This window comes from Streptomyces sp. NPDC005820, from assembly GCF_040630255.1.
Classification (GTDB): Bacteria; Actinomycetota; Actinomycetes; order Streptomycetales; family Streptomycetaceae; genus Streptomyces.
Genome location: NZ_JBEXXE010000012.1, coordinates 212809 through 230581 on the forward strand (window position 1 = coordinate 212809; position 17773 = coordinate 230581).

Sequence of the window (17773 nt, forward strand, 5' to 3'; positions counted from 1 at the left end):
GAAGACCCTGTCAGGCCCCCGCCGCCGCGAACGCCCCCCGGGCCATCCGGTGCAGCAGTGCCGCCGTCGCCGTGCGGCCCGGGACGGAGCCGGGGCGGGCCAGGTGGGGGGTGGAGTTGAGGAGGCCGAAGACGGAGTGGACGGCCGAGCGGGCCGCCGGTTCGGTGAGGGCCGGGTAGATCTCGCGGACCACCTCCACCCACAGCTCGACGTACTGCCGCTGGAGCTGGCGGACCAGCTTGCGGTCGCTGTCGCGGAGGCGGTCCAGCTCGCGGTCGTGCAGGGTGATCAGGGGGCGGTCGTCGATCGCGAAGTCGATGTGCCCCTCGATGAGCGAGTCGAGGACCACCTCCGCCGCACCCCCGTCGGCCTCCGCCAGCCGGCGCTTCGCGCCGGTCAGGAGCTGGCCGCTGATCCCCACCAGCAGCTCGGCGAGCATCGCGTCCTTGCCCGGGAAGTGCCGGTACAGACCGGGGCCGCTGATACCGACCGCCGCTCCTATCTCGTCGACCCCGACGCCGTGGAAACCGCGCTCGGCGAACAGCCGCGCGGCCTCCTTGAGGATCTGCTCGCGGCGGGTGGGGGCGTCGGTTCTGGTGGCCATGAAAGTAATTCTAGACAGCGAGGTTAGCGCTCGTTAACCTGAAGGGAATGGTTAACGCTCATTAACAGGACGACGCCGACGACGGACGCCGGGTGAGGGGTACCGCAGGATGGAGCAGGCACCGGAGCTGACGAGCACGGCGGACCCCGCGTCTCAGGCCTGGCGGGCCAACGAGCGGGCGCACCGCGAGCTCGTCGGGGAACTGCACGGCAAGCTGGCCGCCGCCCGGCTCGGGGGCGGCGAGCGGGCGCGGGCGCGGCACACCGCGCGCGGGAAGCTGCTGCCCCGGGACCGGGTCGACGGGCTGCTCGACCCCGGCTCGCCCTTCCTCGAACTCGCGCCGCTCGCGGCCGACGGGATGTACGAGGGGCAGGCCCCGGCGGCCGGAGTGATCGCCGGGATCGGGCGGGTCAGCGGGCGCGAGTGCGTGATCGTGGCCAACGACGCCACGGTCAAGGGCGGCACCTACTACCCGATGACCGTGAAGAAGCACCTGCGGGCTCAGGAGGTGGCCCTGGAGAACCGGCTGCCCTGTCTGTACCTGGTCGACTCGGGCGGCGCCTTCCTGCCCATGCAGGACGAGGTGTTTCCGGACCGGGAGCACTTCGGGCGGATCTTCTACAACCAGGCCCGGATGTCGGCGGCCCGGATCCCGCAGATCGCGGCCGTCCTCGGCTCCTGCACGGCGGGCGGGGCGTATGTGCCCGCGATGAGCGACGAGGCCGTGATCGTGCGCGGCCAGGGCACGATCTTCCTGGGCGGTCCCCCGCTGGTGAAGGCCGCCACCGGTGAGGTCGTCACCGCCGAGGAGCTGGGCGGCGGCGAGGTGCACTCCCGTGTCTCCGGGGTCACCGACCACCTCGCCGAGGACGACGCGCACGCCCTGCGGATCGTGCGCACCATCGCCGCCACGCTCCCCGCGCGCGGGCCGCTCCCCTGGCAGGTCAGGCCTGTCGTCGAGCCCAAGGCCGACCCCTACGGGCTGTACGGCGCGGTCCCGGTGGACTCCCGTACCCCCTACGACGTACGGGAGATCATCGCGCGCGTGGTGGACGGCTCACGGTTCGCCGAGTTCAAGGCCGAGTTCGGGCAGACCCTGGTGACCGGCTTCGCCCGGATCCACGGCCACCCGGTCGGGATCGTCGCCAACAACGGCATCCTGTTCTCGGAGTCCGCCCAGAAGGGCGCCCACTTCATCGAGCTGTGCGACCAGCGCGGGATCCCGCTGGTGTTCCTCCAGAACATCTCCGGGTTCATGGTCGGCAAGGACTACGAGGCGGGCGGCATCGCCAAGCACGGCGCCAAGATGGTGACGGCCGTCGCCTGCACACGCGTGCCGAAGCTGACGGTGGTGGTCGGCGGGTCGTACGGCGCCGGGAACTACTCGATGTGCGGCCGGGCCTACTCCCCCCGCTTCCTGTGGATGTGGCCCAACGCCAAGATCTCCGTCATGGGCGGCGAGCAGGCCGCGTCGGTCCTCGCGACCGTCAAGCGGGACCAGCTGGAGGCCGGGGGCGAGAGCTGGCCACTGGAGGCGGAAGACGCCTTCAAGGCCCCGATCCGCGCGCAGTACGAGCGTCAGGGCAGCGCCTACTACGCCACCGCCCGGCTCTGGGACGACGGCGTCATCGACCCGTTGGAGACCCGCCAGGTGCTCGGCCTCGCCCTGACCGCCTGTGCCAACGCGCCCCTGGGTGACCCCCAGTTCGGCGTCTTCCGGATGTGAGGGGCTTGCCACCGATGTTCGAGACAGTGCTGGTCGCCAACCGGGGCGAGATCGCCGTCCGGGTCATCCGTACGCTGCGCTCGCTGGGCGTGCGCTCGGTGGCGGTCTTCTCCGACGCCGACGCCGACGCCCGGCACGTCCGGGAGGCCGACACGGCCGTACGGCTCGGTCCGGCGCCGGCCGCCGAGAGCTATCTGTCGGCCGAGCGGCTGCTTGGGGCCGCCGCCCGCACCGGCGCGCAGGCCGTCCACCCGGGGTACGGCTTCCTCGCGGAGAACGCGGCCTTCGCGCGCGCCTGCGAGGAGGCGGGGCTGGTCTTCATCGGGCCGCCCGCCGAGGCCATCTCCCTCATGGGCGACAAGATCCGCGCCAAGGAGACCGTCCAGGCGGCCGGGGTGCCCGTCGTCCCCGGTGGACGGGACCCCGACCTCGCCGAGGCGGCCCGCGCCCTGGGCGCGCCCGTCCTGCTCAAGCCGTCCGCGGGCGGCGGCGGCAAGGGCATGCGGCTGGTGCGGGACCTGACCCTGCTGGAGGAGGAGATCGCCGCCGCCCGCCGCGAGGCCCGCGCCTCCTTCGGCGACGACACGCTCCTCGTGGAGCGCTGGGTGGACCGCCCCCGGCACATCGAGATCCAGGTCCTGGCCGACGGCCACGGCAACGTCGTCCATCTCGGTGAGCGCGAGTGCTCGCTGCAACGCCGGCACCAGAAGGTCATCGAGGAGGCGCCGAGCGTGCTCCTCGACGAGGAGATCCGGGCCGCGATGGGCGAGGCGGCCGTGCAGGCGGCGCGCTCCTGCGGGTACCGGGGCGCGGGCACGGTGGAGTTCATCGTCCCCGGCGGCGACCCCTCGTCGTACTACTTCATGGAGATGAACACCCGCCTCCAGGTGGAGCATCCGGTGACGGAGCTGGTCACCGGGCTGGACCTGGTGGAGTGGCAGTTGCGGGTCGCGGCGGGCGAGAAGCTGGACTTCGCCCAGGAGGACGTACGGCTCACCGGGCACGCGATCGAGGCGCGGATCTGCGCCGAGGACCCGGCCCGCGGATTCCTGCCCTCCGGCGGAACGGTCCTGCGGCTGAGCGAACCCCAGGGCGACGGCGTGCGCACCGACTCCGGGCTCAGCGAGGGCACCGAGGTGGGCAGCCTCTACGACCCGATGCTGTCCAAGGTCATCGCCTACGGCCCCGACCGCCCGACCGCGCTCAGGAAACTCCGGGCCGCCCTCGCGGAGACGGTGACCCTGGGCGTGCAGACGAACGCCGGGTTCCTGAGGCGGCTGCTGGGCCATCCGGCGGTGGTGGCGGGCGAGCTGGACACGGGGCTGGTGGAGCGGGTGGTCGATTCCCTCGTGTCGGCCGAGGTGCCCGAGGAGGTGTACGAGGCGGCGGCGGCCGTACGGCTGGAAGCGCTGAAGCCGGAGACGGGCGGCGGGTGGACGGATCCCTTCTCGGTGCCGAGCGGCTGGCGGCTGGGGGGCGCGCCGAAGCCGGTGGGCTTCCCCCTACGGGTCACCGAACCCGTGGAGTACGTCCCGAGAGGCACCCACACCGTCACCGACGACCAGGTCTCGGTCACCCTCGACGGGGTCCGCCACACCTTCCACCGCGCCGCCGACTGGGTGGGCCGCGACGGTGACTCCTGGCATGTCCGGGACCACGACCCGGTCGCCGCCTCCCTCACCGGCTCCGCGCACGCCGGTGCCGATTCGCTCACCGCGCCCATGCCCGGCACGGTGACGGTCGTGAAGGTCGCCGTCGGGGACGAGGTCGCCGCCGGGCAGAGCCTGCTGGTGGTCGAGGCGATGAAGATGGAGCACGTCATCTCCGCCCCGCACGCCGGCACGGTCGCCGAACTGGACGTCACCCCGGGCACGACGGTCGCCATGGACCAGGTGCTGGCCGTCGTCACCCCGTACGAGGAGGTCTCGGAATGACCGCTGAAGGGCTCCCGATGACCGTGCCCGCGCAGGATCTGCCCGTCCGGGTGCGGATCCACGAGGTCGGCGCGCGCGACGGTCTGCAGAACGAGAAGTCGGCCGTGCCGACCGAGGTGAAGGCCGAGTTCATCCGCAGGCTGGCCGACGCCGGTCTGACGACGATCGAGGCGACGAGCTTCGTACACCCCAAGTGGGTGCCTCAACTGGCCGACGCCGAGGATCTGTTCCCGCAGGTCGCCGACCTTTCCGTGGCGCTGCCCGTCCTTGTGCCGAACCAGCGCGGCCTGGACCGCGCCCTCGCGCTGGGCGCCCGCCGGGTCGCCGTGTTCGCCAGCGCCACCGAGTCGTTCGCCAAGGCCAACCTCAACCGCACGCTCGACGAGTCGCTCGCGGTGTTCGAGCCGGTCGTACGGCGGGCCAAGGACGAGGGGGTGCACGTCCGCGGCTATGTCTCCATGTGCTTCGGCGACCCCTGGGAGGGCGCGGTCCCGCTGCACCAGGTCGTCCGGGTCTGCCGGGCGCTTCAGGACATGGGCTGCGACGAGCTGAGCCTCGGCGACACCATCGGGGTCGCGACGCCCGGCCATGTCCTCGAACTGCTCTCCCTGCTCAATGAGGAGGGCGTGCCGACGAACGTCCTCGGCGTGCACTTCCACGACACCTACGGGCAGGCGCTGGCCAACACCTATGCCGCCCTCGAACACGGTGTCACCACCGTCGACGCCTCCGCGGGCGGCCTCGGCGGCTGCCCGTACGCGAAGTCCGCCACCGGCAACCTCGCCACCGAAGACCTCGTGTGGATGCTGCACGGTCTCGGCATCGACACCGGGGTCGATCTCGGCCGCCTCGTCGCCACCAGCGTGTGGATGGCCGAACAACTGGGCCGACCCAGCCCGTCCCGTACCGTCCGCGCCCTCTCCCACAAGGACCAGTGATCAGCATGGACCACCGTCTCAGCACCGAGCTGGAGGAACTCCGCCGTACGGTGGAGGAGTTCGCGCACGACGTGGTGGCGCCGAAGATCGGCGACTTCTACGAGCGGCACGAGTTCCCGTACGAGATCGTCCGTGAGATGGGCCGGATGGGCCTGTTCGGGCTGCCGTTCCCGGAGGAGCACGGCGGGATGGGCGGCGACTATCTGGCGCTCGGCATCGCCCTGGAGGAGCTGGCGCGGGTCGACTCCTCGGTGGCGATCACCCTGGAGGCGGGTGTCTCGCTGGGCGCCATGCCGATCCATCTGTTCGGCACCGAGGAGCAGAAGCGTCAGTGGCTGCCGCGGCTGTGCTCCGGCGAGATGCTGGGCGCGTTCGGGCTGACCGAGCCCGACGGCGGCAGTGACGCGGGGGCGACCCGGACGACGGCCCGTCTCGACCCGGAGACGGACGAATGGGTGATCAACGGCACCAAGTGCTTCATCACCAACTCGGGCACGGACATCACGGGGCTGGTGACGGTCACGGCGGTCACCGGTCGCAAGCCGGACGGCCGGCCGCTGATCTCCGCGATCATCGTCCCGTCGGGCACCCCGGGCTTCACGGTGGCCCAGCCCTACTCCAAGGTCGGCTGGAACGCCTCCGACACCCGGGAGCTGTCCTTCTCCGACGTGCGGGTCCCGGCGGCGAACCTGCTGGGCGAGGAGGGGCGCGGGTACGCGCAGTTCCTGCGGATCCTGGACGAGGGCCGGATCGCGATCGCCGCGCTGGCCACCGGGCTGGCGCAGGGCTGTGTGGACGAGTCGGTGAAGTACGCGCGGGAGCGGCAGGCGTTCGGGCGGCCGATCGGCGCCAACCAGGCCATCCAGTTCAAGATCGCCGACATGGAGATGAAGGCGCACACGGCCCGGCTGGCGTGGCGGGACGCGGCCTCGCGGCTGGTCGCGGGCGAGCCGTTCAAGAAGGAGGCGGCGCTGGCGAAGCTGTACTCGTCGACGATCGCCGTCGACAACGCCCGGGACGCCACCCAGGTGCACGGCGGGTACGGGTTCATGAACGAGTATCCGGTGGCCCGGATGTGGCGGGACTCCAAGATCCTGGAGATCGGGGAGGGGACGAGCGAAGTGCAGCGGATGCTGATCGCCCGTGAGCTGGGGCTCGCGGGCTGACTGGAAGTCATCGTTTTTACACCGTCAACTTGCCGTCAATTCCGGCAAGTTGGCGTAATCCGAGCGTGCACAGACATCCCACAGTTTCGGGATCACATCACCCCCGCCCTGGACAAGATCTGAGGTTAGGCTAACCTACCTTCGAACTTGTCCGGCGGTGATCCGCACGTTCGAAAGCAGCCACTCTCATGCCCAACGCCAGAGCCAACCACCTCACCCGCCGCGGCATCCTCGCCGCCGGTGGCGCCCTCGGCCTCGGTGCCGTGCTCGCAGCCTGCGGGGACGACGACGCGAAAAGCAGTGGCTCGGACTCGTCGGCGAGCGCCTCCGCCAAGTCCGGTCCCTGGACCTTCAAGGACGACCGCGGCACCACCGTGAAGCTCGACAGGATCCCGGCGGACATCGTCGCGTTCACCGGTGTCGGCGCGGCCCTCTACGACTACGGCATCCAGGTCAAGGGCGTGTTCGGCCCGACGAAGACCACCGACGGCAAGGCCGACGTCCAGGCCGGCGACATGGACATCTCCAAGGTGACGATCCTGGGCAACGTCTGGGACGAGTTCAACGTGGAGAAGTACGCCGCCCTCGCGCCCGACGTCCTCATCTCCACGATGTTCGACGACGCCGGCACCCTCTGGTACGTCCCCGAGGCGTCCAAGGACAAGATCGCCAAGCTCGCCCCGAGCGTCGGCATATCCGTGTACGACCGTCAGCTCACCGCTCCGCTGGAGCGGATGTGGGAGCTGGCCGAGTCGCTCGGTGCGGACATGACCGCGGCGAAGGTGACCGACGCGAAGAAGGCGTTCGAGGCGGCGGCGACGCGGCTGCGCGCCGCGGCGAAGGCCAAGCCCGACATCAAGGTCATGGCCGGGTCCGCCAGCGCCGAGCTGTTCTACGTGTCCGGTTCCAACCTCTCCATCGACCTCGAGTACTTCAAGGCGCTCGGCGTGAACTTCGTGGAGCCGCCGGAGAGCGCGAAGAAGCAGGGTGGCGGCTGGTACGAGTCGCTGAGCTGGGAGAACGTCGACAAGTACGCGGCGGACATCATCATGATGGACGACCGGACCTCGACGATTCAGCCCGCTGACATCACCGAGGCGACCTGGAAGAAGCTTCCTGCGGTGAAGGCCGGTCAGGTCATCGCCCGTTCGCCGGAGCCGATCCTTTCGTACGACAAGTGTGTGCCGCTTCTTGAGAACCTCGCCGAGGCTCTGGAGAAGGCGAAGAAGGTCGCCTGATCAGGGTGGCCTGATGTTGTGGGTGAGCTGCGGGTCCGATGTGGCTTGTCGCGCAGTTCCCCGCGCCCCTGAAAAGCCTCGCCCTGCCGCACATTTCAGGAGTTCCCCCATGACTACGGCCATTGCCGCCCCGTTCCGCTTCTGCCGCCCGCCGCACGGCCGTACGTCTGGATCGCCGGTGAGTCCGGGTCCGTGAAGGCGTTGCGGCGGCACTTCGTGCAGGAGTGCGGGATCGACCGGCGGCGGGTCACCTTCGTCGGGTACTGGCGTGAGGGGCTGACGGAGGAACAGCTGCGCGAACGCGAGTGAGCCATGACCGCGTGACGTGATCACCGTCATAAGAGGGGCGGAGCCCCCGGGAAATAAATTAGGTTAGGCTAACCTAAGTTGAACCCGGGGCTCCGCCCCTCAGTCCGTCCCGCAGCGGACCCGTCCCCACCCCCGGAAGGCTCCCCATGCGCTCGCACCTGCTCAACGACACCACCGCGGAGCAGTACCGCCGCTCCGTGACCGAGGGAGTCGAGCGGGTGGCCGCCAAACTCGCCGCCACCGACCGTCCGTTCACCGGCGTCACGGTCGACGCCCTCGCCCCCCGTATCGACGGCATCGACCTCGACCAGCCCCTGTACGACACCGCCGCGGTGCTCGACGAGCTGGAGGAGGTCTACCTCCGCGACGCGATCTACTTCCACCACCCGCGCTACCTCGCCCACCTCAACTGCCCGGTCGTCATCCCGGCCGTGCTCGGCGAGGCCGTGCTGTCCGCCGTCAACTCCTCCCTCGACACCTGGGACCAGTCGGCCGGCGGCACGCTCATCGAGCGGAAACTGATCGACTGGACGACCGAGCGCATCGGCCTCGGCCCGGCCGCCGACGGGGTGTTCACCTCCGGTGGCACGCAGAGCAATCTCCAGGCGCTGCTGCTCGCCCGCGAGGAGGCCAAGACCGACAGCCTGGCGAAACTGCGGATCTTCGCCTCCGAGGTCAGCCACTTCAGCGTGAAGAAGTCCGCGAAACTGCTGGGGCTGGGGCAGGACGCGGTCGTGTCGATCCCCGTCGACCACGACAAGCGGATGCAGACCGTCGCGCTCGCCCATGAGCTGGAGCGCTGCCAGAAGGCCGGTCTCGTCCCCATGGCCGTCGTCGCCACCGGCGGCACCACCGACTTCGGCTCCATCGACCCGCTGCCCGAGATCGCCGAGCTGTGCGACCAGTACGGCACCTGGATGCACGTCGACGCGGCCTACGGCTGCGGACTGCTCGCCTCCCAGAAGTACCGGCACCGCATCGACGGCATCGAGCGCGCCGACTCCGTCACCGTCGACTACCACAAGTCCTTCTTCCAGCCGGTGAGTTCGTCGGCCGTGCTGGTCCGGGACGCGGCCACGCTGCGGCACGCCACCTACCACGCCGAGTACCTGAACCCGCGCCGGATGGTGCAGGAACGTATCCCCAACCAGGTGGACAAGTCCCTGCAGACCACCCGCCGGTTCGACGCGCTCAAGCTGTGGATGACCCTGCGCACCATGGGCGCCGACGGCATCGGACAGCTCTTCGACGAGGTGTGCGACCTGGCCGTCGAGGGCTGGGGCCTGCTGGCCGCCGACTCGCGCTTCGACGTCGTCGTGCGGCCCTCGCTGTCCACCCTGGTCTTCCGCTACATCCCGCGGGCCGTGACCGACCCGGCCGAGATCGACCGCGCCAACCTCTACGCCCGCAAGGCCCTGTTCGCCTCCGGTGACGCGGTGGTCGCGGGCACCAAGGTCGCGGGCCGCCACTACCTGAAGTTCACCCTGCTCAACCCCGAGACGACCGCGGCCGACATCGCCGCCGTCCTCGACCTGATCGCCGGCCATGCCGAGCAGTACCTGGGAGAGTCCCTTGACCGCGCTTCGTGAAGCCAGCCGCACCTATGACTTCGTGGGGATCGGGCTCGGCCCCTTCAACCTCGGCCTCGCCTGCCTCACCGAGCCGATCGACGCACTCGACGGCGTGTTCCTGGAGTCCAAGCCGGACTTCGAGTGGCACGCCGGCATGTTCCTCGACGGCGCCCACCTCCAGACGCCGTTCATGTCGGACCTGGTCACCCTGGCCGACCCGACCTCGCCGTACTCCTTCCTCAACTACCTGAAGGAGAAGGGGCGGCTCTACCAGTTCTACATCCGCGAGAACTTCTACCCGCTGCGCGTCGAGTACGACGACTACTGCCGCTGGGCCGCCGGCAAGCTGAGCAACGTGCGCTTCTCGACGACCGTCGCCGAGGTGACGTACGACGAGAGCGAGGCGCTGTACGCCGTGCGCACCACGGACGGGCACGTCTTCCGCGCCCGTCGGCTGGTCCTCGGCACCGGCACCACCCCGTACGTCCCGGAGGTCTGCCGGGGCCTTGCGGGCGGGCTGTTCCACAACGCCGAGTACATGCGGCGCAAGGCCGAGCTCCAAACGAAGAAGTCCATCACGATCGTCGGCAGCGGGCAGAGCGCCGCCGAGATCTACCACGAGCTGCTCGCCGAGATCGACGTGCACGGCTACCAGCTCAACTGGGTCACCCGGTCCCCGCGGTTCTTCCCGCTGGAGTACACCAAGCTGACCCTGGAGATGACGTCCCCGGACTACATCGACTACTTCCGCGCGCTGCCCGAGGAGACCCGCTACCGGCTGGAGAAGCAGCAGAAGGGCCTCTTCAAGGGCATCAACTCGGATCTGATCGACTCGATCTTCGACCTGCTGTACCAGAAGAACGTCGAGCACGGCGACCGGCCCGTCCCCACCCGGCTGCTCACCAACTCCACGTTGAACAGCGCCCGTTACGAGGACGGCCACTACCGGCTCGGCTTCCGGCAGGACGAGCAGGGCAAGGACTACGAGATCGCCACCGAGGGCCTGGTGCTGGCCACCGGCTACCACTACCAGCCGCCGGCTTTCCTCGCCCCGGTCCGCGACCGCCTGCGCTTCGACGAGCACGGCCGCTTCGACGTGGCCCGCAACTACGCCATCGACACCACCGGCCGGGGCGTGTTCCTGCAGAACGCCGGCGTGCACACGCACTCCATCACGTCCCCCGACCTCGGCATGGGCCCGTACCGCAACAGCTCCATCATCCGTGAGCTGCTCGGCAGCGAGTACTACCCGGTCGAGAAGACCATCGCGTTCCAGGAGTTCGCCGTATGACCTTCACCTTCCGCCCGCTCGACCCGCTCCGGGACGCCGAGCTGCTGCACTCCTGGGTGACGCATCCCAAAGCGGCCTACTGGATGATGCAGGACGCCTCGCTGGTGGACGTCGAGCGCGCCTACATGGAGGTCGCCGCCGACCCGCACCACCACGCGCTGCTCGGCCTCGACGAGGACGGCACCCCGGTCTTCCTGATGGAGAAGTACGACCCCGTCCACCGTGAACTGGTCGGCCTGTACGAGCCGTTGCCGGGCGATGTGGGCATGCACTTCCTCACCCCGGCGACCGACACGCCCGTGCACGGCTTCACCCGCGCGGTCATCACCGCCGTGATGGCGCACCTCTTCGACGACCCGGCGGTCGAGCGGGTCGTCGTCGAGCCGGACGTCGCCAACACGGCGGTCCACGCCCTAAACGAGGCCGTCGGCTTCGTCGCCGCACGCGAGATCGAGAAGCCGGAGAAAAGGGCCTTGCTGAGCTTCTGCACCCGGGGACGGTTCCTCGCCGCGACGGGGGTGGCCGCGTGAGTCTCTCCGACGCCGTGGCCCACCTCTCCCCCGAGCGCTGGGAGAAGGCCAACCGCCTGCTCGTCCGCAAAGCCCTCGCGGAGTTCGCGCACGAGCGGCTGATCACGCCCGAGGAGCAGGACGGGCGGTACGTCGTCCGCAGCGACGACGGTCTGACGTCCTACCGCTTCACCGCCGTCCGCCGTGCCCTCGACCACTGGGAGGTCGACGCCGGTTCGATCGCCCGCACCCGCGACGGCGCCGAACTCCCGCTCGCCGCACTGGACTTCTTCATCGAGCTGAAGCAGGCCCTCGGGCTGAGCGACGAGATCCTGCCGGTCTACCTGGAGGAGATCTCCTCCACCCTCTCCGGCACCTGCTACAAGCTCACCAAGCCGCGGGTCACCTCGGCCGAGCTGGTCAGGAGCGGCTTCCAGGCGGTCGAGACCGGTATGACCGAGGGCCACCCCTGCTTCGTCGCCAACAACGGACGGCTCGGCTTCGGCGTCCACGACTACCTGTCGTACGCCCCGGAGACCGCGAGCCCGGTCCGGCTGGTGTGGCTGGCCGCCCACCGGTCACGGGCGGCCTTCACGGCGGGTGTGGGCATCGAGTACGAGAGCTTCCTGCGGGAGGAGCTGGGCGCCGCCACCGTCGAGCGGTTCGACGGGATCCTGCGCACGCAGGATCTCGACCCCGCCGACTACCTCCTCATCCCCGTCCACCCCTGGCAGTGGTGGAACAAGCTCACCGTCACCTTCTCCGCCGAGGTCGCCCGGAAGAACCTGGTGTGCCTGGGCGAGGGCGACGACGAGTATCTGGCCCAGCAGTCCATCCGGACCTTCTTCAACTCCTCGCACCCCGGGAAGCACTACGTCAAGACGGCCCTGTCCGTCCTCAACATGGGCTTCATGCGCGGGCTTTCCGCCGCCTACATGGAGGCCACGCCCGCCATCAACGACTGGCTGGCCCAGCTCGTCGAGAACGACCCGGTGCTGAAGTCGACCGGCCTGTCGATCATCCGGGAGCGGGCCGCCGTCGGCTACCGGCACCTGGAGTACGAGGCGGCGACGGACCGCTACTCGCCGTACCGCAAGATGCTCGCCGCGCTGTGGCGCGAGAGCCCGGTGCCCTCCCTCCAGGACGGCGAGTCGCTCGCGACGATGGCCGCCCTGGTCCATGTGGACCACGAGGGGAAGTCGGTGGCCGGCGCGCTCGTCGAGCAGTCGGGGCTCGCCCCGGCCGCGTGGCTGCGCCACTACCTCGAGGCGTACTACACCCCGCTGCTGCACAGCTTCTACGCCTACGACCTGGTCTTCATGCCGCACGGCGAGAACACCATCCTGGTGCTGCGGGACGGGATCGTGCAGCGGGCGGTCTACAAGGACATCGCCGAGGAGATCGCCGTCCTGGACCCGGACGCGGTGCTGCCGCCCGAGGTGCGGCGCATCCGGGTCGAGGTGCCCGAGGACAAGAAACTGCTGTCGATCTTCACGGACGTCTTCGACTGCTTCTTCCGCTTCCTCGCGGCGAACCTCGCCACCGAGGGGATCCTGGACGAGGACGACTTCTGGCGCACGGTCGCCGAGGTCACCCGCGCCTACCAGGAGGCGAACCCCGAACTCGCCGACAAGTTCCGCCAGTACGACATGTTCGCCCCCGAGTTCGCCCTGTCCTGCCTCAACCGGCTCCAGTTGCGCGACAACAGGCAGATGGTGGACCTGAGCGACCCCTCGGGCGCCCTCCAGCTGATCGGCACCCTGAAAAATCCCGTCACAGGGTTCTGATCAAGACGGCGGGTTCCCCCGAGTACGGTCCTCGGGGGAACCCGTCGGCGTCTCCGGGGGGAACCACAGACCCCCCACAGGGAGCGGCACTACGGTCCTCACCTTGCCGTGCCCGCTCCTTCGGGGAGACCGACCATGTCCGAGCACCTCGCACAGCAAGCCCCGCACCACCCACAGCCCGGGCCGGGGATCCTCCCGGAACACGCCCCGGCGGTCCACGCCTACGCGGAGGCCTTCTGCGCGAGGCCGCGCGACGCCACCGACCTGGCGGCCCAGGTCCTCACCCGCGGCCCCCGGCGACCGGGCCCCGCCCTGCGCACCGCCCTCCTCGCCGACGTCCGCCGCACCGCCCACGGCTGGCTGCGCGACGAACGCGCGGCGCTGCTGCGCCCGGAGTTCCGCGCCTGGTCGCGGCGGGCCGCCGACAACTTCGGCCCGGTCGACACCCTGCGCCGCGTGGAGCACAGCTCGGTCCTGCTGGCCGCCTTCGAGCAGCTCGCCGACCAGTCACGGGCCGCGCTGTGGCTGTGTCTGGCCGAGGAGGGCGAGTCGGCGCAGGCGGCCCGGCTGCTGAGCACCACCGAGGAGTTCGCCGAGTCCCTGGCGCAGTCGGCGCGCGGTCGGCTCGTCGACACGTTTCTGCGGGTGCGCGCCGACCGCACCGCCGACCCGAGATGCCTCCACTACGGCGGCATGCTCGGCGCGATCGCCCGCGGCACGCACCGCGAGGCCCCCGCCGATCTCGGGCAGCACCTCGACATCTGCCGGTTCTGCGCCCACGACCTGCGGCAGCTGCGCACGCTCGCCTCGGGCGAGGCGGAGGAGGCGCGGCGGCTGCTGGTGGACCAGGTGCTGGTGTGGGGCGGGGCCGCCTACCGCAAGGCCCGGTCGGCGGGGCGGGTCGCGGGGCGGGCTGCCGGGCGGGGGCCGTCGGCCGGACCGGGGGCCCCGTCGGCCACGCCGGACGCGTCTGCCTCGCCTGCCCAGGAGGCGTTCTCCCGTGCGCCGGGCCGGCGCAGACGGTCGGTGCTCATGGTGGCGGTCACCGTGGTGCTGACCTCCCTCCTCACCACCGCCGTCCTGCGGCAGCTGTCCGGCTCCGACCCCGCCGAGGGCGCCGAGCCACAGGTCACCCCGGACGCGAGCGCCACCGGGGGTACCGCGTCGCCGTCCCCCTCCGCGTCCGGCGCCTCCGCCGCCGCGGTCGTCCCCGTCGTCCTGAAGAGCGTGGCGAACGGGCGCTGTGTCACCGGCCCGACGGGAGGCGCGTCCGCGGACCCGACCCAGGGCCCGGTGCCCGCCCCCGATCCCGTCCTGGCCGCCTGCGACGGCCGCGAGGCCCAGCAGTGGCGGGTCGTCGCCCTGGACGGCGGCGCGGTGGCCCTGGTGAACGTCGCGTCGAAGCTCTGCCTGGACATCGCGGGCGAGCGGGTCGCGGGCGACGGGATGCAGCAGCGGCCGTGCGCCTACGACCAGGCCGACGCGCCCTTCCCGGAGGACCAGGCGTTCCTGGTGGAGCGGGCGGGCGAGGACGCGTTCACCGTCGTCTGCCAGGACAATCCGCGGATCGCGCTCGGGGTGCGCTCCGGAGAGGTCCGGATGCGGTCGACTCCCGCGGCGGGCAAGGCAGTTCGCTTCTCCCTGGACGGGGTCGACGACGCGACGGCGAACGCGTTGGGGCTCTGACGGCCCGGTGTCAGAATCACCCCATGGCGGAAATCCTCCAGAAGGACGGCACCTGGGTCTTCGACGGTGACGCGCTGCGGCTGACGCCGGGCCGCGACAAGGGGGTCGGGCTGCTGCGCAAGGAACTCGGCGAACTCGTGGTCCCGCTGGGGGCGTTGGCGGGGATCTCGTTCGAGCAGGGCAAGCGGACCGGGCGGCTCAGGCTCCGGCTGCGGGACGGCGCCGATCCGCTGCTGCACGCCACCGGCGGCCGGCTCACCGAACCGCACGACCCGTATCAGCTGCTCGTCGACGCCGACCGGTACGGGGTGGCCGAGTACTTCGTGGACGAGGTGCGGCACGCGCTGCTGCTGGACCGGGTGCCGGCCGGTCCGGTGGACGGGTATCTGCTGCCCGGCCCGGCCGTGCCGCTGTCCTTCTCCGCCGGGGACGGCACGGCGAGCTTCGACGGCGAGCACGTACGGCTGGAGTGGAACTGGAAGACGGAGGACGCGAAGGCGGCCGCCGGGACCCGCACGATCCGGGTCGAGGACGTCGTGGGCGTGGAGTGGCAGCCGGCGGTCGGCCTGGAGAACGGGCATCTGCGGTTCACGGTGCGCCACGCGCCCACGAAGGCGCCGCCGAAGTACGACCCGAACGCCGTCGAGCTGTGGGGCTTCAAGAAGGATCCGCTGATGGCGCTGGTCGCGGCGGCCGTGCAGGCCCGGCTGCCGCATCCGGCCGGCGCCCCCGGGGAGGCCGTAGGGGCCGCCGTGCCGCTGTCCGGCCCGGAGCCGCAGATCCCCGCCGCCCGGGCCGACGACGACCACGACGCGCTGCTGCGCCGGCTGCGGGAGCTGGGCGCGCTGCACCGGGACGGGGTGCTGACGGACGAGGAGTTCACCCTCGCCAAACAGGCGGTCCTCAAGCGCTTGTGACGCCGGTGAGGACCGCCTGCCGGGGGGAGGATTGGCGCGTGGCCGGTACGCCCCGCCTTCCGGGCGTACGGCTGTGCTACTTGGCCTTGCGGGCCACCGTGAAGTGGTCGATGCGGTCGCCGGTCTCGGCGATGCCCTGGACCTTCAGGGTGGTGTAGTGGCCCTTCGGCGCGGGGGTGACGTCCACGCGCAGGAAGGAGTAGTTCAGGTAGCGGACCCGGGACCAGGCGACGGTCTCGTTGACCTTGCCGTCCTTGGTGTTGATGAAGGACGCCACCGAGTCGACCTCGTTGAGGTGGCCCTCGTAGGAGTCGGGGGCGGTGAACGCGTACAGGCTGCGGCCGGCCGCGCCCGCCGTGACGTAGACGACGCCCTCGGTCTCGGGGTAGGCCGTGCCGCCGATCGGGAGCTTCTTGGTGACCGTGTTGCCCTTGATCACGTCGGTGCGCTCGTACTGGTGGTTGTGGCCGTTGATGACCAGGTCCACCTGGTACTTGTCGAACAGCGGCACCCACTCCTGGCGGACACCGCCCTCCGAGGCGTGGGCGGTGGAGGTGCAGTACGCACAGTGGTGGAAGAACACGACGACGAAGTCGATGTCCTTGGCGGCGCGGTACTTCTTCAGCTGCCCCTCGAACCAGGTGGTCTGGGTGCCGCCGGAGATGCCGAGGTTGGCCGGGATCTCGAAGGAGACGTCGTTGGGGTCCAGCGAGATGACCGCCGTGTTGCCGTAGACGAAGGAGTAGACGCCCGGGAGGTTCTTCTTGTCCGGGCCGTTGTCCGGGAGGTTCCAGCGGGCTTCCTCGCCGCCGTAGCCGTTGGGCGAGTACCAGGCCTCCATGTCGTGGTTGCCGTACGACACCATCCACGGCACCGACTTGGCGACGGACTCGGTCTGGGCGAGGAACTGGTCCCAGATCCGCGAGTCGAAGCCGGTGTCGGCGGTCTTGCCCTGACCGGCCGGGTCGGCGTAGGCGATGTCACCGGCGTGCAGGTGGAAGGCCGGGTTCTGGCCGAGGAGGAGGCTGTTGTTGGCCAGGCCGTGGTAGCTGACACCCTCGTCGCCGAAGGCGGTGAAGGTGAAGGGCGCCTTGTGGGCGGGGGCGGTGGTGAAGGTGCCCAGGGTGCCCAGCAGGTGCGCCTCGGCCGGGTCGAAGCCCTGGTGGCCGACGCCGTAGTAGTACGTACGGCCCGGGCGCAGGTGGGTGAGCTTGGCGTGCAGGTAGTACTGGGTGTGGTCGCCGGACGCGCCGACCCCGGCCGGGGTGTAGAGCGTGCGGACCTCGGCCTCGATCTTGCGGGAGAGGTCCCAGGGGTGGGCGCCGATGCGGATGAAGGGCTTCTTCACGGCGACCGGGACCTGCCAGGAGACGGTGATCTCCGTGCGGGGGTCGTTGCCCCAGGCGAGGTGACGGCCGAAGGGGGCGACGAGCGAGCCGTCGACCTCTTCTGTGTGCGACAGGGGCTGCGTGGGAACGGCGGCCTGGGCCGTGGCCCCGGTCACGAACGCGCCACCGGTGACGGCGCCCAGGGTGACCGCGCCGCCCCTGATCATCGTGCGCCGGGAGAATCTTGCGCGCAGGTACTCGTGCTGCTCGGCCATGCTCATGCGCTCGGCGAGCTGGTCGGGTACGCCCATGCGAGGAGTGTCCATGACGTCTGAAACTCGTCGCCCCGGGCGACGGACCGCAAGACGCCAAATGGACGGTTCGCGAACAGGCGCTCATAACACATTCAAGGTTCCCCCAAGACCTCTTAACAGGGCCCTGCCCGAAATCGGGCAGGTTTCTTGCGAAACCCGCTCGCGTACCTCAGGATCTACCGGGTGCACGACGAACTGGTTGATCATCTGACGCGGTCCACGCCCCTCCAGCGGGGCGAGGCGCTGCGGGTGATCCAGGACGTGCTCGCCTTCTTCGACGAGACGACCGAGGACTACGTCCGTCGCCGCCACCGCGAGCTGCAGGCCGAGGGCCTGGTGAACGCGGAGATCTTCGAACGGATCGCGGCGGACCTTCAGTACCGGGCGGTCGCGCCGCCGGAGCTGTCCATCCGGCAGCTGCGGCGCATCGTCTACGGGTGACAGAAAAAAGCCAC

At 70.4% G+C, this 17773-nt stretch carries 14 protein-coding genes and 1 pseudogene; 13 read left to right on the forward strand and 2 right to left on the reverse strand.

Features of this window, described 5'->3' with window-relative positions:
- Window positions 1–10: 10 nt before the first annotated feature.
- Window positions 11–604, reverse strand: a complete 594-nt coding sequence (locus ABZ464_RS17350; protein ID WP_359277318.1) for a TetR/AcrR family transcriptional regulator — start codon at window positions 602–604, stop codon at window positions 11–13.
- Between the two features lie 109 nt (window positions 605–713).
- On the opposite strand from ABZ464_RS17350, the gene ABZ464_RS17355 reads away from it, so the two are divergent.
- The 12 genes and pseudogenes from ABZ464_RS17355 to ABZ464_RS17410 all read left to right on the forward strand — a co-directional run bounded on the left by ABZ464_RS17355 (window position 714) and on the right by ABZ464_RS17410 (window position 15676).
- Complete coding sequence (locus ABZ464_RS17355; protein ID WP_359277322.1) at window positions 714–2330, forward strand: carboxyl transferase domain-containing protein; 1617 nt, start codon at window positions 714–716, stop codon at window positions 2328–2330.
- Window positions 2331–2344: 14 nt separating this feature from the next.
- Window positions 2345–4264 carry a biotin carboxylase N-terminal domain-containing protein gene (locus tag ABZ464_RS17360; protein ID WP_359277325.1) on the forward strand — a complete coding sequence of 640 codons (1920 nt, stop codon included), beginning with the start codon at window positions 2345–2347 and terminating at the stop codon, window positions 4262–4264.
- Window positions 4261–5202 (forward strand): hydroxymethylglutaryl-CoA lyase, encoded by a 942-nt coding sequence (locus ABZ464_RS17365; protein WP_359277328.1) that lies wholly within the window; start codon window positions 4261–4263, stop codon window positions 5200–5202. Before ABZ464_RS17360 ends, ABZ464_RS17365 begins: the two co-directional genes overlap by 4 nt.
- A gap of 5 nt (window positions 5203–5207) precedes the next feature.
- A complete protein-coding gene (locus ABZ464_RS17370; RefSeq protein ID WP_359277331.1) occupies window positions 5208–6368 on the forward strand; it encodes an acyl-CoA dehydrogenase family protein in 1161 nt (386 codons plus the stop codon).
- Window positions 6369–6556: 188 nt separating this feature from the next.
- A complete protein-coding gene (locus ABZ464_RS17375; protein ID WP_359277335.1) occupies window positions 6557–7606 on the forward strand; it encodes an ABC transporter substrate-binding protein in 1050 nt (349 codons plus the stop codon).
- A 141-nt stretch (window positions 7607–7747) separates the two neighbouring features.
- Window positions 7748–7915 (forward strand): annotated as a pseudogene (locus ABZ464_RS17380) (SIP domain-containing protein); the annotation flags it as partial.
- 146 nt (window positions 7916–8061) lie between these two features.
- Complete coding sequence (desA, locus tag ABZ464_RS17385) at window positions 8062–9504, forward strand: lysine decarboxylase DesA (protein ID WP_359277338.1); 1443 nt, start codon at window positions 8062–8064, stop codon at window positions 9502–9504.
- Window positions 9488–10777 carry a lysine N(6)-hydroxylase/L-ornithine N(5)-oxygenase family protein gene (locus ABZ464_RS17390; RefSeq protein WP_359277341.1) on the forward strand — a complete coding sequence of 430 codons (1290 nt, stop codon included), beginning with the start codon at window positions 9488–9490 and terminating at the stop codon, window positions 10775–10777. Before desA ends, ABZ464_RS17390 begins: the two co-directional genes overlap by 17 nt.
- Complete coding sequence (locus tag ABZ464_RS17395) at window positions 10774–11307, forward strand: GNAT family N-acetyltransferase (RefSeq protein ID WP_359277344.1); 534 nt, start codon at window positions 10774–10776, stop codon at window positions 11305–11307. The genes ABZ464_RS17390 and ABZ464_RS17395 overlap by 4 nt, the downstream gene beginning before the upstream one ends.
- A complete protein-coding gene (locus ABZ464_RS17400; RefSeq protein ID WP_359277347.1) occupies window positions 11304–13073 on the forward strand; it encodes an IucA/IucC family siderophore biosynthesis protein in 1770 nt (589 codons plus the stop codon). The genes ABZ464_RS17395 and ABZ464_RS17400 overlap by 4 nt, the downstream gene beginning before the upstream one ends.
- Window positions 13074–13208: 135 nt before the next feature.
- Window positions 13209–14759, forward strand: a complete 1551-nt coding sequence (locus ABZ464_RS17405) for an RICIN domain-containing protein (protein WP_359277350.1) — start codon at window positions 13209–13211, stop codon at window positions 14757–14759.
- Window positions 14760–14782: 23 nt separating this feature from the next.
- Complete coding sequence (locus ABZ464_RS17410; RefSeq protein WP_359277353.1) at window positions 14783–15676, forward strand: DUF4429 domain-containing protein; 894 nt, start codon at window positions 14783–14785, stop codon at window positions 15674–15676.
- A 76-nt stretch (window positions 15677–15752) separates the two neighbouring features.
- Here ABZ464_RS17410 and ABZ464_RS17415 read toward each other — a convergent pair whose 3' ends face one another.
- Window positions 15753–17315, reverse strand: a complete 1563-nt coding sequence (locus tag ABZ464_RS17415; RefSeq protein ID WP_359277356.1) for a metallophosphoesterase family protein — start codon at window positions 17313–17315, stop codon at window positions 15753–15755.
- A gap of 186 nt (window positions 17316–17501) precedes the next feature.
- Here ABZ464_RS17415 and ABZ464_RS17420 point away from each other — a divergent pair, with 186 nt between their 5' ends.
- Complete coding sequence (locus tag ABZ464_RS17420) at window positions 17502–17759, forward strand: hypothetical protein (protein WP_133911795.1); 258 nt, start codon at window positions 17502–17504, stop codon at window positions 17757–17759.
- Window positions 17760–17773 lie beyond the last annotated feature (14 nt).

Excerpts from the sequence above, each read along its gene's own strand:
- ABZ464_RS17350 (WP_359277318.1), bottom strand. The coding sequence starts at position 604 with ATGGCCACCAGAACCGACGCCCCCACCCGCCGCGAGCAGATCCTCAAG.
- ABZ464_RS17355 (WP_359277322.1), top strand. The coding sequence starts at position 714 with ATGGAGCAGGCACCGGAGCTGACGAGCACGGCGGACCCCGCGTCTCAG.
- ABZ464_RS17360 (WP_359277325.1), top strand. The coding sequence starts at position 2,345 with ATGTTCGAGACAGTGCTGGTCGCCAACCGGGGCGAGATCGCCGTCCGG.
- ABZ464_RS17365 (WP_359277328.1), top strand. The coding sequence starts at position 4,261 with ATGACCGCTGAAGGGCTCCCGATGACCGTGCCCGCGCAGGATCTGCCC.
- ABZ464_RS17370 (WP_359277331.1), top strand. The coding sequence starts at position 5,208 with ATGGACCACCGTCTCAGCACCGAGCTGGAGGAACTCCGCCGTACGGTG.
- ABZ464_RS17375 (WP_359277335.1), top strand. The coding sequence starts at position 6,557 with ATGCCCAACGCCAGAGCCAACCACCTCACCCGCCGCGGCATCCTCGCC.
- desA (WP_359277338.1), top strand. The coding sequence starts at position 8,062 with ATGCGCTCGCACCTGCTCAACGACACCACCGCGGAGCAGTACCGCCGC.
- ABZ464_RS17395 (WP_359277344.1), top strand. The coding sequence starts at position 10,774 with ATGACCTTCACCTTCCGCCCGCTCGACCCGCTCCGGGACGCCGAGCTG.
- ABZ464_RS17405 (WP_359277350.1), top strand. The coding sequence starts at position 13,209 with ATGTCCGAGCACCTCGCACAGCAAGCCCCGCACCACCCACAGCCCGGG.
- ABZ464_RS17410 (WP_359277353.1), top strand. The coding sequence starts at position 14,783 with ATGGCGGAAATCCTCCAGAAGGACGGCACCTGGGTCTTCGACGGTGAC.
- ABZ464_RS17415 (WP_359277356.1), bottom strand. The coding sequence starts at position 17,315 with ATGGGCGTACCCGACCAGCTCGCCGAGCGCATGAGCATGGCCGAGCAG.